This window comes from Pseudoalteromonas rubra (assembly GCF_001482385.1).
Taxonomy (GTDB): domain Bacteria; phylum Pseudomonadota; class Gammaproteobacteria; order Enterobacterales; family Alteromonadaceae; genus Pseudoalteromonas; species Pseudoalteromonas ardens.
This window is the reverse complement of record NZ_CP013612.1, coordinates 1,143,656-1,160,059: the sequence shown is the minus strand read 5'-3', so window position 1 is coordinate 1,160,059 and position 16,404 is coordinate 1,143,656. Positions and strand designations below refer to the sequence as shown.

General features: G+C 43.3%; 9 protein-coding genes and 2 pseudogenes. 6 read left to right on the top strand and 5 right to left on the bottom strand.

Annotation, left to right across the window (positions count from 1 at the left end; all coding sequences use genetic code 11):
- Positions 1-3 precede the first annotated feature (3 nt).
- On the top strand, positions 4-726 hold the full coding sequence (locus AT705_RS23825) for a hypothetical protein (RefSeq protein ID WP_058798799.1): 723 nt from the start codon (positions 4-6) through the stop codon (positions 724-726).
- A gap of 11 nt (positions 727-737) precedes the next feature.
- Positions 738-1,472, top strand: coding sequence for a zinc-dependent metalloprotease family protein (locus AT705_RS23820; protein ID WP_058798798.1), 735 nt, complete (start codon positions 738-740; stop codon positions 1,470-1,472).
- 755 nt (positions 1,473-2,227) lie between these two features.
- Here the strand turns inward: AT705_RS23820 and AT705_RS23815 are convergent.
- Both AT705_RS23815 and AT705_RS23810 read right to left on the bottom strand, forming a co-directional pair.
- Positions 2,228-5,608 carry a hypothetical protein gene (locus AT705_RS23815; protein WP_157576971.1) on the bottom strand — a complete coding sequence of 1,127 codons (3,381 nt, stop codon included), beginning with the start codon at positions 5,606-5,608 and terminating at the stop codon, positions 2,228-2,230.
- A 90-nt stretch (positions 5,609-5,698) separates the two neighbouring features.
- Positions 5,699-6,611 (bottom strand): annotated as a pseudogene (locus tag AT705_RS23810) (IS5 family transposase).
- A gap of 702 nt (positions 6,612-7,313) precedes the next feature.
- Here AT705_RS23810 and AT705_RS23805 point away from each other — a divergent pair.
- Positions 7,314-10,169, top strand: coding sequence for a right-handed parallel beta-helix repeat-containing protein (locus tag AT705_RS23805; RefSeq protein ID WP_058798796.1), 2,856 nt, complete (start codon positions 7,314-7,316; stop codon positions 10,167-10,169).
- A gap of 227 nt (positions 10,170-10,396) precedes the next feature.
- Here AT705_RS23805 and AT705_RS23795 read toward each other — a convergent pair whose 3' ends face one another.
- Positions 10,397-10,747 carry a hypothetical protein gene (locus AT705_RS23795; protein ID WP_058798794.1) on the bottom strand — a complete coding sequence of 117 codons (351 nt, stop codon included), beginning with the start codon at positions 10,745-10,747 and terminating at the stop codon, positions 10,397-10,399.
- A 445-nt stretch (positions 10,748-11,192) separates the two neighbouring features.
- On the opposite strand from AT705_RS23795, the gene AT705_RS23790 reads away from it, so the two are divergent.
- The gene (locus AT705_RS23790) at positions 11,193-12,728 is read left to right on the top strand and encodes a basic secretory protein-like protein (RefSeq protein WP_058798793.1); all 1,536 of its coding nucleotides are present in this window, start codon (positions 11,193-11,195) and stop codon (positions 12,726-12,728) included.
- A 436-nt stretch (positions 12,729-13,164) separates the two neighbouring features.
- Here the strand turns inward: AT705_RS23790 and AT705_RS23785 are convergent, their stop codons facing one another.
- Positions 13,165-13,485, bottom strand: a complete 321-nt coding sequence (locus AT705_RS23785; protein WP_058798792.1) for a DUF2834 domain-containing protein — start codon at positions 13,483-13,485, stop codon at positions 13,165-13,167.
- A 134-nt stretch (positions 13,486-13,619) separates the two neighbouring features.
- Entirely contained in the window at positions 13,620-13,979 is a 360-nt protein-coding gene (locus AT705_RS23780) for a hypothetical protein (RefSeq protein WP_058798791.1), read from the bottom strand.
- Positions 13,980-14,131: 152 nt separating this feature from the next.
- Between AT705_RS23780 and AT705_RS23775 the strand changes: the two are divergent.
- Both AT705_RS23775 and AT705_RS23770 read left to right on the top strand, forming a co-directional pair.
- Positions 14,132-15,348: pseudogene (locus AT705_RS23775) on the top strand (IS4 family transposase).
- A gap of 135 nt (positions 15,349-15,483) precedes the next feature.
- Positions 15,484-16,398, top strand: coding sequence for an IS5 family transposase (locus tag AT705_RS23770; protein ID WP_058795072.1), 915 nt, complete (start codon positions 15,484-15,486; stop codon positions 16,396-16,398).
- The last annotated feature ends 6 nt before the right edge of the window (positions 16,399-16,404 follow it).

The window sequence follows — 16,404 nt, the reverse complement described above, 5'->3', positions numbered from 1 at the left end:
AAAATGAATAAACTGACATTTTCACTTATTTTAATAGGGATATTGATATCATATTGGCTTTTTTCTGGTTCTAGTACAGAAATGAAACAAGCTCCCATCGTGCAAAAAGATGCGTTAATAGTGAATAAAAACGTAGTTAAGGCAGATCCCCTTGTTGTTCCAACTTCACCCAAGCCCCAAATAAAAATTGCCTCAAGCACAACAAAAGAATTCGCGCAGGACGTGGAGCGAACGCCGCAGGATATTGGAGAAATAGCATCAATCTCTGATGACGCTAAAGCAGTATTAATAGAAGCGGGCGTGCTGGTAAAAGATATTAGTGAAGAAGCCTATGTCGAATTCAACCTAGCAGCTATGCAGCAATTGGAAGTTGGAGATACCTTTGATTTAACCATTCCACAGACCACCGAAATGCATCGCGCAGAAGTCACTCAGGTAGATGTATTTCCAAACGGTGACAAAAGTGTTTTTGCAAAAGTAACTGGTTCAGGTAATCGCTTTCATAATTCCGTGATGACAGTGGGCAATGATGCCATTTACGGGCAATTCACAGTCCCTACTGGCAATTATGTTTTTGAATCTCATGGCAAACATGGCTGGATAGCCGCAAAGCGCGACCTCTATAAGAATCATGTGGAGCACACGCCTCAAGAACGTGCGCCTGCAGAAGGGGCAAAAGATCTCTTTTCCCCGCCTATCAACACTCAAACAACAAGTAAGAAGTAAGGAAAATCAATATGAAAAAAGCAATCTTAGCGACGGCGCTCACTTTGGCCTCAGGTTTAACTCAGGCCAACACAATCGATATCGCAATCCTGTATAGTGACGAAGCAGCTGCCAAAACATCGAACATCCAAACGAAAATTAACCAGCTGATCTCATTTTCGAATCAGGTTTATAACCAAAACAATATTAACTTAAGGCTAAACCTGGTTGCATCAGACTCCATCGGAAGTGCACAGGTAACAGCCGATGAAAACTGGTTAAATGCACTGACGGACAGCGCATCCATCGCACAATATCGTGATGCAAACCGCGCTGACATGGTTGCACTCTTGGGTGTTGGTTCCTCGGCTGGCAGTAATCTAATTAGCTGCGGTATTGCCTGGGTTGGTCAGGGCAGTAATGGTAATTTATATTCTTCTCAGATAAACAAAATGTTTTCGATTACCGCTGTAGACTGCGGTGCAACCACGTTTGTACATGAGTTAGGTCACAATCAGGGGCTAACACACGCGCGCAGACAAGGTGACACATCCGGTGGTGTATACAACGATGGTATGGGACATGGTGTCTATAATGTATTTACCAGTATCATGGCGTATCCGCATGTCTTTGGTAGCGCAACACAATATGACTACTTCTCAAACCCTAACTGGACAGCGAACGGCTATCCTTTCGGTGTTACAGGCGAGTCATATGCCTGGAAAACAGTGAATGCAACAAAAGACGACATTGCTAATATGAAATAAAAAATTAGCCTAGGCTATTGTTAGTTATAAAAAAGAGCGCTCGGCAAGCGCTCTTTTTGTTTCGTCCGGTAAAACGAAGAATTTGCCACTAAACGTGAGGGACATGCACAATAAAAAACTGAGGGGTGGGAAGTTTGTGACAGTCTCCAAGCAAGGCGAACTAAGGTGCTAACCGTACGTAACTTTGTTGGTTACGACTGTTTCATAATAATCATGAACTGCCGTGCAATCCTAACAGTATCTTAAACCCGAACTTTAGCTTTGTTATTACTTGGTATTTTTTTGGTGCGCTCATGCATTTTAACATCGAAAAATGTATTGACCTTATTACCCATATTGTTCATCGGATGTACAAAGATGAGCTCTCCAACTTTCTAAGACGCCGCTTCTAGCTCATTACGTACATTTGGCTTTAAGTACTTACATTTACCATCCAAATGAATACTAAGACGGTTATGTTGTTACATTTCCACAATTTTATCAAAAACAGCCTGCTCCCTCTCCCTGGCACATAGAAAACCATCAGTATTGGGTGTTGGATGTCATGTTTAAGGAAGACGTTTGCCAGATCAGCGAGCCTATTTCAGCGAAAATACGGTGTATCATTCGTAACCTGGTAAACAGCACACCGGTCGAAAAGGCTCGATGCCAGGCAAGTTTGTTCGGGCCAGCTTCGACTATGAATTCAGGGCAGAGCTTATCTTCGGTTAATTGTCGTTAACGAAGAATGCTCTCACCCTGATAGCCAAAGGTGTTTACTCTAATTGATAATCAGGCCGGTAAAATACGAAAGATTTTACATAGTCTAGAGTATTTATTTTTTTTGTTTCCATTTTTATTGAAACTTTTTTCGTGCCATAAGGAAGTGCTATTCTGGTACTTAAAGGTTCCCACAACGAAGTAGTTCGGGCTTCTCCCACGTACTCAGGGTTTATATTCTTAATACATTTTCTATATGTATCAGAATCAACCACTGGCCCACATTTACTCAGCCTTTCATTATTAATACGCTTAGTCTCTTCATCCTCAAGAGTTTTAACCAAGTCTTTTATATTTCTACAGGCTTTCTGCTGTAGGATTTCCTGGCCTAACTCTAAATAACTGGGTGAACCAATCTGGTTATTTGAATCATCCTTAAAAGTAAATGTAACAACCGGCTTTGCCGAGCAGTTCGAAATAGCAGCGGCTGAACCCTTTTGTAAGTAAGGGTGCAAGCGGCTTCTTACAAGTGTATTAAATGATAAGTATCTTGCATTAGCCACATTTTCTGTTATATCAATTGTAATACTTTGGTTCACATTTACATCATTCAAAGGAGTGGCAGGTTTTATTTTATTATCAGCACTATACTTTTGAAAACCTCTAGTAGTGCCTATAAATGAATACATAGCACGTACATCGCTGATAGATTCAACTAAATCATACGTATAAATGTAGTCTTTTCCACCTTCTTGATGATATGAGATGGCATCACAGCCATCAGATTTTCCAATTGCGTATTGAACGTAACAGAAGAATAATCCTCCATTATCATCATAAAGAAAGGATTTACTTCCATTACTGTACTGTGGAGGAAAGTCAGTAGCTATGTAGTCTGCATAGTAACTTATATCTCCATAATAGCCACCTTTGTAACTATCGCCTTTGAATCGAGCATTAAAGGCAGAGTGAATGTAGTTAGAAAAACTATGGCTTTGTTCCGGAATACGAGTTTGATAGCCAAAATAGTCCCTTGATGACTCTCTTCCATTTGCAAAATTTCTCGTATATTCAAAAACCAAAGAGTATTTTGGATCATTCTTCACACGCTCAAGTACACCTTTTCCATACCAATGCAGTAATTCCCTTTCAAATGACGATATCCCCATGTAGCGATTTGTGTGGCTAGTAAACCTTTCCAAGGTTGCATTAGGTTGAAGCCAAACTTTATCAAAATTATTATTTATTTCAACGTCGTATATTTGTGTATATTTTATTAGGCATTTTTCTAGATCACTGTTTCTATCACTACAGCTTTCCTCAAATGTTTGGGCAAGATCAGGTCCCTTTCTGTAGCCAGATGCAACCAGCTCTAACTCTGGACTGAAAGACTTTATATGTGATTTCAAATGCCTTATAAGCCCCAGAGTTTTTCTATCCGATGATTCAGACCCATGTATAAAACCAGCAAGCTTTACTTTTGAGTTAGGATACTTTGAACGCCATAACGCATACTGCTCAATAACCTCATCTATATATACAGTAAATCTTTTCTTAAACTCCTCTTCTATGAAAGGGTATGGGTTTTCAATACCATCTTCTATTTCATCTGTAGTGAGAACTTTATAGTAGGGCGCTGGAAGCATAACATAAAACCCTCTCGATTTAGAACTGGCAACTCCCGTCGAGGGGTCTTGGCGGTCGGCCGATTCGTGCATTGCGGCAAGTAGAGACTTTTCATTTTTAAAAAGATATTTATTGTTTGGCTTACTTGCTTTGTTTTTAATTCTGAATATAGTATCCAGATACCCTCTAAGATAACTATTATTCGCTCCTGAATTAAACTTATTCAATATATTATCAGTGGACAACACATTGGTAAATCGAGTAGCATCTGCGAAATGCGGAGATTTCTTTAATATATTATCCCAAAAAGCGAATCCGTCAAACAAAGGCCTTGAAACGTTCATTACAGGTTCTGTTCTTGGCTTGGAACTTAAGTTAGAAGGAAGCTGATAAGTATGAAAATATGCATCAAAGAATAACGTAGGGTCTATATCATATAAGTGTGTTGCTTCATCTAGACTATTCGTTTGTGGTATGGTTTTCCATAGTTTATTAAATACTGTTGACTTATATTTATTTGCCTCCATAGCCGCTCCTACGATATGAAGAGGAGTGCCATTAAAGTATTCAATTTCGTCCCAGTTGACGAGCGTAATGTTTTCTTTGCTACTGAGCACCGCTGACTGCCCCGCACTATTAGATGCAGAAAGACTGACTTTCACTTCATCATTAGTTCTATAGTTAGACATGTGCTGTGAAAATCGGAACTTTACTAAGTTACCATCCTTAGTAGCAGGGAAGATTCGCTGGCTACCAGATTTTTCGACGATGACTTGATATTGACTAGCATTTTTAACAGCTGAAACATCCCAAGCGAGTAGTTCATTCTTGTTGTAGTACGGATCGAGGATGGTATTGCCATTATTCTCATGGATGAAGCTCGCTGAGCCACTCACAGATGACGGAGATGAAACTTGAATTGTTATATTGCTCTCTGTGCACGGTAACTCAGGGTTACAGGCGCCAACTTTATATATGTGTTTACCCGGTGTCTCTGTACTAGGGTTATAATATAGGTTTTTTCCAGAGTATAGGACCCGGCCATTTAAAGAAACCCTATAATAGCCATTGTGGACCATTCCACCTGGGGTATTCCAAGTTATATTTACACCTTCACCCAATTTAACATGAGTTCTATCTGCGGCTAAGCTTCTAACAAAACCAGGGGGTGAATAAATATAAACGCTAGTTGTTGTTGATGAGCTACATTTATTTTGCGAATTACAAGCCTGAACAGAGAGTGATTGCCTACCATAGTGAGCGAAGCTCAGTTCTTTACTATTCCCACTAAAATAGGCACCATTTAGCTTATAATGACTTACATGCCGCCCTCCAGACTGGGGATTCCATTTCAGTACGAAGCCTTTGTTTACCGGTTGATAATACTCATGCGGTTCGAAAGTAGGTGCACTTGGAACTGGTAGATCTCTGATTTCGACGCATTGCTCATTATTTATATTAAATAACCCGAACTCGCCCTCATTCGAGTTCCACCCCCGAACAATAAAGCACCAACGACCTGTCTGATTAAGCGAAATTGACGTACCTGAACCTCTTTGATCCAAAAAGGTGTACCCTCCCCCATTTAACCGATAGCCTATTTTCACGAAAGAAAAGTCGGCGAACGAAAAGCCCGGCAAAGGGGACCAAGAAATATTTATAGGATCATTTAAATACCCAGAACTTGGTACCGAAATAGAATGAGTTACCTTACCGACTACGGTATTCGCTGAAGCAGGAAGTGACAATGATAAAACGAACAAAATTTTCGACATCGTCAACCAGCTATCATTTGATATTTTAAATTTCACAATTTTCCCTTTTTCATTTAAAACCAACTCAATTGTACCTATTTAGGGCCTTGTTGATCAAATCCAGATAACTTAGGTAACACCGAGATTTCAACTGCTTCCCTGATATTCAGGCATACCTAGCCCAGTCATTCTATTGAGTACTTTCACTTTGATCATCGCTTCAGTGTGTTGCTGATTAAATCCACGACTGACCAGCTTATCACCCATTAGCTGTTTGTATCGGTACATTGCCGTTTCCGCCAGTGAACGTTGGTGGTAGTTCACATTTTTTCCACTCACTGCTGCCTATATGCTTTGTTAAAATGACCGCGCTGTTGCGAGCATGTCCATCCTCCCACAACTGCGCGTTACTCCTTGGTGGGATCACTGCTTCGGCCTTTTTAGCTGCTACTTCGGCATAACAGCCTCTGGTATCATAAGCACCATCTGCTTTAACTGAGCTGATCTTCCTGCGCAATGGTCTGAGTAGGTCACCCAAAACTTCTGAATCAGCTACTGACACTGTGGACAACTCAGCGCCTGCGATTTGGTGTGTATCTGAATCAACTGCCAGGTGTAGCTTTCGCCATGTTCGGCGCTTGTTTGCACCATGTTTTCTTGCATGCCACTCACCATTTTCGTACACCTTCAAACCAGTGCTATCAACCACAATATCAATGCCTCCGGATGCACTGGAGTGTGGCCTATAGCGAACTGCCAGCTCTGCACTGCGCTTACACAAACAACTATAAGTTGGCGTATCCAAATCAAGCTTCATCATTGATATTAATGAGGAAACAAAACCCTGTGCAGCTCGAAGAGACAAACGAAATACAGCCCGCAAAGTCAGGCAGGTCTCAATTGCCAGTTCAGAGAAATGATTAGCTCGACCTTTACCGCCGTGATGTTGCGTGTTGTTCCACTGTTCAATCGCGTCCTCGGAAAACCAAAGTTGGATGTTGCCTCTGGCGATAAGGGCTTTGTTGTATTCGCGCCAGTTGGTGATACGCTTTTCTTTCAAAGTTCAGTCTCTGTGTTTGCTTTTGAGATCTGATCACATAAGGCTAAATTAGTTCAATGATTTAGGAAACAACGCCGTGTCTTTCTGTAGTTCGGTATCTGACTGGTAATATCCGTCACTTTCGCAGGCATTAAGTAGTAGCCTATTTTTAACCAATATAAAAATCAAAACCACAACAAATATAAAAACACATCAATAAAAATTAGAGCACTATTTAAATACCCACAAGATAAAATCCACTCTATAAATTGACAACAAAATAAACGCAAGAAAAAAATTTTATTGACAATTTCTATTTATCAAAGTAGTAACTTCCCATCAGGGTATTCTACTTCACCAGGCCAGCTGCGAAAACCTTACTTCAGCCTCTGCACATATAACAAACCAAACGGGTTAAGCCCCAAACTTGGTTTTCCTGAATGTTGCTTAATCCACTAGGTGGGAACTGAGCACGACTACAGCCACCTCCACATAACAATTAAAAATAGACTCGCCTGGCACTGCTCGTTAATTATCCCCATAAACAAGATAAAATATTTACCCGCTTCTGTTACTCAGGTATAAAATACACAGCCTATCAGCCAGACATGGGCCATGTTTTCTACGGACTGGTGAACAGCTGCAACAGTCAAAGTTGTTGAATATTGCGGCTTTATCAGCTCTTTTGAACACATCAAACTTAAATGGAAGGACCTTAAAACCATGATACAAAAAATAGCGAAGCTCCTGTTTTTCGCTTCCTGCTTAGTATTTTTATCAAGTATTAATCAGGCTCAAGCGAGTAATCATTGCGAGTCACCACTACCAAGCAACGTCGACAGCAATAATACTCTGATATTGCACAGCAACTCTTTTTGGGAAACGCAAAACCTGGGTGGTTATAGTGATAGTGTTAGTGCCATTGTTGCTAGTATGCCAGCAGAACTAAAAAACAATGTTGATATGAGCGACAAAAATCGAGCCGAGCAGCTGCGCTGGGCCGTGCGAGTCGCCAATAACATAGCACCAAGACCTGCACGCACTAAGATTATGGTTGCCTCCTGCGATTACAACTTCAGTGAATTATACGAAGCCCACCCAGATGCACCTGTTGATGGTATCCACAACGCATTTTTACCTAAGCTGTATATTAAAGGGGACAATATCACCATTGAAGGGGTGTCAAGTCAGCCGACTCCGAGACTTTACTATTCAGGTAAAGGCTTTGATGGTCAACATCACGGAAGAGTGGTATTGATGGTGCCAAGTAAGGCGCAGGGTATTACCATCAAAAACTTGTCATTTGAAGGAGATCACCACTGGAACCATATCCAAAACCCAGCTTATACGTTACATGAAAACAATGACAATCTTTACTTTAATGGCAGAGATCGCCGGCTTTGGTCAGGCATGATCATGATTGGCCTGGCTGGCGGAAGTAATGATGTCACAGTCGATAATGTGTCAATACATAATCCAGCACGCTCTGGTATTGCTATTGTGGGTAATGCCACAATCCAAAACTCAGTAATCAAAGGTAGTATTCCACTAGCCCATACCGAGAACATGCTGTCTGAGCTAGTTAGTGCTTCTGGCGCGCTGTCCGCACATCTCAATATCAACTCTGCGGGTATGGGTTTTCATTCAGGCATTGCCCAACAGTTTAGTTACGGACCAATACATGTCAAAAACAACACCATACAAAACTTTGTTGAAGGGGTTAACGGCAATGGACAAGAATGGGTGATCACCGATAACACCATAAAAGAAATTGCAGATCATGCAATCTATATTCTAAGCAACATGAAACCTTCGATCATTGAGCACAATAAAATTGAAATGATTTTAAGTGCAGCCATTAAGCTTGGTGGAAGGACATGTCTCGATTCCGCTACTCAGTGTATGCTTGCAACCGATCCACTCGCAGAACAAACCCGGGCTGGAGCATACAAAACACGAGTCCAATTTAACACCTTTAAATTGATACCCAGAACATCAGTATTGTTATCAGGTACTTTTAATACAATAGCGAACAATACTATTGTTCCATACAACCCAGCAGATGACACCAGTACCGGTAATTTTTACAACCCAGCTAAAGACCCAACGAATGTCTACCCAGACTTTTTCTTTTCGACCTCAGGGGGCCAAACTCAAAAAGACAGTCAGGGGCACAACTACTGGACTAATCACTTTGCGTACAACACTGTTGCTTACAATACCAAAGGCAGTGAAGAGCTCTCTGTCTTTATAAGCCAACGTATGGGACACCGAGATCGCAGTATAGGTATGAATGTCATCAAAGGTCCTGGCCAGAAAGTGTATTTTCACGCTCGTAAGGATTCACGTTATGCACCTCTGATTTCAGTCTCTTCGGGTACAACCCTGTATACAGGTGGAAAACCTGATTGCATAGACTGTATTGGCAACCCCGTTGCACAAGGATATCGCAGCAATTTGGAGCCGTTATGGGCTAAAGCAATGACCATGGAAGATTCAAATGGTAGTGATGTCCCTCATCTGCTGGTTAAGCTAGATAACACAGAAGAGGATGTATTTCTGATTGGCGAGTCAGGGATCCACGAAAGGATCAACGCAGAAAATCAAACGTTGGATATCAAAGCAGTCGCTGATTTGGATGGTGATGGCATAGATGAAATTTACTTTCAAGACAACAGCACGGGTTTATCTGGTGCAAGACTGTTTCTCACTGGATCTGAAGTAAAAAACAGGCAACTGAACGACATAGCAAGCACACGCTGGACCTTTCATAATGCGAATCAGGACGACTTAGTTGCCAGTCAAGTCGCATCACTAAAAGGTGCAGAGCCAGATCAACTCATTACAAATTGGGCGGGAAGTAGCGCACTACTTGGCTCCGCTTTTGATGGGCTCGGCAACCCAGTTTCCGGTAACGCAATCTATCATGGCGCACACAATATCTCCGTAAATAAGCTACAGGCAGCTGACTTGTCTGGTGTTGGAGAAATGTATAGTGCCAACCAGGAATTGTATGTGGCGCTTAATGATAAGAAAGTCATCGGCATATACTGGGATGCACAAACGTCCAGCTGGAAAAATCAAACGGTCTATTCTGGTACACAAACACTGTCACTCATGGAACCTGGGCGTCTCAGAAGCACAGAGTCTAAGCAACGCATGTATCAGCGTTTTTCCAGTAATACCATTTATGAAAGCAGGCCGGCCAGTTCAGGATCACTCCCAGCATTTGGAGCAGGTAGTTATTTTTATAATGGTTCCGCAACAAGTGACATGTTAGTTGCAGCGGATTTAAACGATGACGGCAAACAAGAAATGCTCAGTCACTTTAGTCAAGTCACAAACAAGATCTATTATGGGCAAGAAGTAAATGGTGTACTAAACAGCACACAAGGCACCATCTATGATGGCTTCACCTCTCCTAAACTCATTACACCATACAACAGTGCTGATGAAGTGGAACGTGTCATTAGTTTATTTAACCATTCCTGGGCTATCTACCTTTCTGAAGGGCTCCGCAGCAATGGCCATAACTATGTAAACTATATTTACAGCAAAGCACTGGCAAACACCCATTAGCATTGCTTAAAAAAGGCTGGCAATCAAAAAGGCCTACACACTTTGTAGGCCTTTTATTTAAAGCAGCACGCCACACCGCCAAACAAATGACTCTGCCGCTGATACTGGCATTTGGGCTATGGTCACTTCAACGCTTCCGCTCGGTTGGGGCACAAGGAAAACAACCTGCCCAGTTTAGGCAATTTGCATAGTCAAAGGCGCTATCAGCGCTCACCTCTATTTCTAATTTAGAAAAGACCAATACGAGAAACGGACGGCTTATCTCCCACATGAGCAAGTGAAGACGTACCACAACGACTACCCGAAATGGCAATCTTAACATCTTGATTAGACATTTTAGCGGCCAATAAAGCTGAATAAATCGATTCAACATCTGCATTTACAGCCTCCACCGCGTACAAACTTGTTTGACCACAGTTTGCCGGGTTAATATGCGTACCCGAAGTTTTAAATAAAAAGTGGCCACCTTTGTAGCCGGTATAAATCTCAACAACTTTAACCTTAGCTGTCCACTGATCTGCTGCCGCATTTGCCAAAGTTGATGTCAGAATCAACGCCGAGCCAAGTAAGTATTTCATTGTAACTCCTTTAATCATTCGTTTTATTTATCATTCACTACGAAAAATAGCGCTCTACAGCGATATAGATTCCGCAGTGTTCCATTTAAAAGCGAATAATAACATAAACTTCTCCTTCACCACCAACTTGGGTACATAACATATCCATAGCAATAAGCTTCACCTGGCAGGAGTGTCCAGAATGTTTCCTCTCTGTCGGCGGCAACTGCTGCACGGCAAGACTTGTCTGCCTTATAACCAAATTGTACAAGTTTAAAACAATTTGGTATTTACATAAATTTGACAATCAATCTTACAAGATCAATATTTAGACCGTTCCAAATCAATTTTATGCCAACATTTATGACTCAAGATTGAGAGCTTTAGGTTATTTCAATATTTAAAATTGGAACGATACAAAAGATAAAACACAACTAAGATACAACATATAAAAGAGAGCAACAGGATGAAAAAGCACCACAACTACAGTAAAAGTACACTCGCATTGTGCCTGAGCAGCGCTCTGCTCGCACCTACCAGCTTTGCCAGTGCGGATCTGACTCAGCCTGACAGAGGTGTCATTACCGCAAGTGGGGAAAACGGCACCGCCGAAGGACGGACTAAAGCGTTTGACGATTCTCAGTACAGCAAATGGCTGACTTTCGCGCCTACAGGCTGGATAGCCTATCAGTTCAACACCCCTCAGGTTGTGTCGGGTTACACATTGACTTCCGCCAACGATGCGGCCAGCCGCGATCCGCAAGACTGGCAATTACTGGGCTCAAACGATGGCAATACCTGGTACGAACTTGATACACAAACCAATCAGACCTTTTCTGCACGCTATCAGACTCGCGAGTATAATGTCACTAACATTCAGGCCTATCGCCACTACAAGCTGAATGTCACAGCCAACCAGGGTGCCGGGATTTTACAGCTGGCAGAAATCGAATTGCTGGGTGGCGTGACACCGCCACCGAATGATGCCTTACCGCTGACAGACAGTAAATCGCTCAGTAAAGGAAGCTGGCAGCATTATGGGCCATTCAATGTCGCGGGAAAGGTCTTAGCAACCACCTCAGGTAGCGGCGATGCTGATCTGTATATCGGCCTGGGTAGCCAGCCAACCACTAGCAATTATCAGTGTGCCAGCACCTCGCCCACAGCAGCGGAATCTTGTCAGGCACAAGGCAATAACCTGTATGTCTCTGTCTATGGCTGGTCTGCCACCAGTTACACCATCAATATCAAAGAAGAAAGTGACAGTGGCGGCGGTAGCTGGGACAAACCGGTCGTTGATTTTGTAGATATGAATCCAGAAACGGCGGGCTCTCAACTGGTTAAGCGTATTCTCGGAGACCCGGCCGCCCATATGGCAAACCGTTGTGTAGACGTGGCTCAGGTGCTCTATACCGATCCGAAAGAATCTCAACGCTTCAGGCATCTGCGCTTTGAACTCAGAGAAAAAGACGCCTGGGGCAACGACTTTGTGGCCTATAAGCTCGGCCAGGATGGATCCGGCGAAATGACCATTGCCGTTAGCACAAAACACCTGGAAAAAGTCTACCGGGAAGGCAATAACGACGACAACGCGATCCGCGATGAGATTGACGGCATCTTATTCCATGAGGTGACGCACGGCTATAACAACTCGCCGATAACACACGATGGCTATGGGGACGGCGGTCCTTACTGGGCTTATACCGAAGGCCTGGCAGATGCTGTGCGCATTGGTGCTGGTTTTCATAAAACCAGGCAGCCCGACATCATCAATAGCAAAAAGTGGCTGGGCGGATACACCACCACTGGCTTCTTCCTGCATTACATCAAACAGGAAAAAGACCCGTTGTTTATCCGCAAGTTTAATCAGTCGGCGGTAGATTACACCAACTACACCTGGTCATTCGACCGTGTCTTCACCGATATACTGGGCATAGGCGTAGAGCAAGCCTGGCAGGATTATGTGCAGTTTATTCAAAACGGTGGGCAGCTTCAGTACTAGCTGATAGTAAAAAGCCCGAAGCCTGGATAGGCTTCGGGCTTATAATGGTTCAGCTGCTGTCACGTACTTTAATAGTCAGGCTGGGCATATCGTTCGTTATGTGCACCGCACCACTAAGTTTTTACACAGCAAAGCTCTCCAAAGCGCCGATTATGAGGCGTTTATTATATGCCGCCTGAAAACAATACGGACTTATCTATTGGCAGTTCTGTACAAATCAAATGTGCTGTTATGTATGGGCAGTGAACTCTTTTTGCGTGAATCACAAAGCCCTGTTTCATTGTGTAGTCTGTCAGCTCAAATGACCCTGGGCATAGCTCGGCGGCTCTGCGCAACAGCTTAATAACGCTTTAAGCGACACCCACCCAAAAACTCTGACGGAATGCCTACATTCCGCACGCCAGTTTAGGGTGGATATCCATTCACCCCATTCACCCTAGGGCTGTGGCTGAAGGGACTGTTTTTCTTTGAAGTAAAGATACATTGGGAGGCCAAACGACACACCAACTGACAAAGTTCCCAAAACAGCAAAGTACCGATACTTCACTTTATATCTTTGCCCGTCCACTAAGATAAAGCCTATCAAAGCAATAGCACCAACCAAGACATCGAGCCAAGCCATTATACTAATGGGGTTCGCTACTGCTTGACTAAGTAAAAGGCTAATATCTAAGCCATTGGTTACTACCCAAGGAACTAGCGCTCCATACGGTAGCAATATACCTAATAAAGTAAGAACTAGATAAAACCTTACCATTTCGCCATCCTTGCAATTTTTTATAGTAAGCCATAACGCCTCGCTTAACCGGCGCAAAATAGCAGGCTAAAATTAGCGACGAAGGAGCGCAAGCCTGCTGTTTTGCGTCCTTGGTTTAGGCACTTATTATGTGCTCATTTTATAATCCACATATTATCAACTACTGGCACATCAGTTGCTCCCCCCCAGAAGGTTGTTGTGCTACATCCTGAGCCATGGAAGCCAACTTTCTTACCGGATGCAAACGCGGTTAAAGCGCTTGAAACCATTACATCTTTTCCTGGAAGATCATGGGGAATATAAACTCTGAATGTTGACGTACATTTATCAACGTTATCTACAGAACCCGATATATACAGGCTGACAGCACCATTTTTATGTGTGAAGAATCTTGTAATTTCAACACCATCAGAGTTTAAATGTGTAATATATTTTGCAGATGCATTTGCACTAGCTAGCATACAGGTAAACAGTATTAATATTTTCTTTTTCATATTTCTTTTATCCAATTGAACAAAACAGACGGGCACATAACGCCTCAGTCTAAGGAATCCCCAGATAATCATATTTAAAATCAATGTGATGGACACGCACGGCATTGTTTGATCTAATTTGTTTCGCCAAAAACTAACCAGATAACAACACCATGCGTGATATCACCATCCTACACGATATGCTCAGAAAAAACTGCCCCCAGATTCATGCCCGGCGCCTTGATTCATTAATGCTGGCAACTGAGACTTTACTCGATAGCAATCAACTCTCACTTACAGAGCTGGGTCGAAATATGAAGGGCTCTGTCGCTGCCAAGCACAACATTAAACGTATGGACCGACTGCTTGGCAACACTACCATGCATAACGACCGACTTGCTATTTACCGCTTCCATGCGCGCCTGACGTGTGGCGCTAATCCCATGCCTATTTTGCTGGTCGACTGGGCCGATGTGCGTGAGCAACTGCGGCTGATGACGTTACGTGCTTCCGTCAGCATTCAGGGACGCTCAATGATAGTGTATGAACGTACCTTCACGTTTGCTCAATACAACTCACCTAAGTCTCATCAGTTGTTCCTTGATGAACTTGCCATTACCCTTCCATAGAGGGCCTGCCTGATAAATGTGTTCCACTCATCGTGACCGATGCTGGCTATCGAAATACCTGGTTTAGACAGGTCGATAAAAAAGGTTGGTTCTGGCTCGGACGGGTGCGTGGCAAAGTCACTTATCAGCATAAAAACAGTGAAGATTGGCATGTAAATCAGGCTCTTTATCCATCAGCTACTCCCCGTGGTCGTTATATTGGAGAAGTAAAGCTTGGCCGAAAAAGCCCAATTAGCTGCCATCTTCATTTATATAAAGCCAAACAAAAAGGCCGTACTGACAGGCGCTCATCAAAAGCAGGCAGGCATCATACCGCCCAAAAAAGTTATCGAACTGGCAGTAAGGAGCCTTGGCTATTAGCCACTAACCTGCCCGCAGAATTGTTCAAACCCAAACGTGTCGTCTCACTTTACGCCAAACGTATGCAAATCGAAGAAAGCTTTCGAGACCTGAAAAGCCCCCAATACGGGATGGGTCTGCGGCATAGTAAAAGTCGATGCCCCAACCGGCTCGATATATTGTTATTACTCTCTTTGCTGGCGACCATTATTCTCTGGTGGATAGGCCTGTATGCCCAACACTCAAACTGGCAACGAAAGTTCCAGGCAAATACAATAAAAGACCGTGCTGTTCTGTCGACTGTCAGACTTGGCAAAGAGGTTAGGCGACGAAGCGATTATGTTATGACGGGGAAGCAGCTGCGCTGGGCTATACGCGAATATGTGCGCTTGATACATCTGCTCGGGAGGCCTCAATTATGAGGGGATCCCCCAGCGCCCCAATAAGGGGCTGATAATGCTTGGCTAAACTTGTGTAGCGAGGCGTTGTTTCCTAAATCATTGAACTAATTTAGCCTTATGTGATCAGATCTCGAAAGCAAACACAGAGGCTGAACTTTGAAAGAAAAGCGTATCACCAACTGGCGCGAATACAACAAAGCCCTTATCGCCAGAGGCAACATCCAACTTTGGTTTTCCGAGGATGCGATTGAACAGTGGAACAACACGCAACATCACGGCGGTAAAGGCCGGGCTAATCATTTCTCAGAGCTGGCGATTGAGACCTGCCTGACTTTACGGGCTGTATTTCGCTTGTCTCTTCGAGCTGCACAGGGTTTTGTTTCCTCATTAATATCAATGATGAAGCTTGATTTGGATACGCCAACTTATAGCTGTTTGTGCAAGCGTAGTGCAGAGCTGGCAGTTCGCTATAGGCCACACTCCAGTGCATCCGGAGGCATTGATATTGTGGTTGATAGCACTGGTTTGAAGGTGTACGGAAATGGTGAGTGGCACGCAAGAAAACATGGTGCAAACAAGCGCCGAACATGGCGAAAGCTACACCTGGCAGTTGATCCAGATACACACCAAATCGTAGGCGCTGAGTTGTCCACAGTGTCTGTAGCTGATTCAGAAGTTTTGGGTGACCTACTCAGACCATTGCGCAGGAAGATCAGCTCAGTTAAAGCAGATGGTGCTTATGATACCAGAGGCTGTTATGCCGAAGTAGCAGCTAAAAAGGCCGAAGCAGTGATCCCACCAAGGAGTAACGCACAGTTGTGGGAGGATGGACATGCTCGCAACAGCGCGGTCATTTTAACAAAGCATATAGGCAGCAGTGAGTGGAAAAAATGTGTGAACTACCATCAACGTTCACTGGCGGAAACGGCAATGTACCGATACAAACAGCTAATGGGTGACAAGCTGGTCAGTCGTGGATTCAATCAGCAACACACTGAAGCGATGATCAAAGTGAAAGTACTCAATAGAATGACTAGGCTAGGTATGCCTGAATATCAGGGAAGCAGTTGAAATCTC

Excerpts from the sequence above, each read along its gene's own strand:
- AT705_RS23825 (WP_058798799.1), top strand. The coding sequence starts at position 4 with ATGAATAAACTGACATTTTCACTTATTTTAATAGGGATATTGATATCA.
- AT705_RS23820 (WP_058798798.1), top strand. The coding sequence starts at position 738 with ATGAAAAAAGCAATCTTAGCGACGGCGCTCACTTTGGCCTCAGGTTTA.
- AT705_RS23805 (WP_058798796.1), top strand. The coding sequence starts at position 7,314 with ATGATACAAAAAATAGCGAAGCTCCTGTTTTTCGCTTCCTGCTTAGTA.
- AT705_RS23795 (WP_058798794.1), bottom strand. The coding sequence starts at position 10,747 with ATGAAATACTTACTTGGCTCGGCGTTGATTCTGACATCAACTTTGGCA.
- AT705_RS23790 (WP_058798793.1), top strand. The coding sequence starts at position 11,193 with ATGAAAAAGCACCACAACTACAGTAAAAGTACACTCGCATTGTGCCTG.
- AT705_RS23785 (WP_058798792.1), bottom strand. The coding sequence starts at position 13,485 with ATGGTAAGGTTTTATCTAGTTCTTACTTTATTAGGTATATTGCTACCG.
- AT705_RS23780 (WP_058798791.1), bottom strand. The coding sequence starts at position 13,979 with ATGAAAAAGAAAATATTAATACTGTTTACCTGTATGCTAGCTAGTGCA.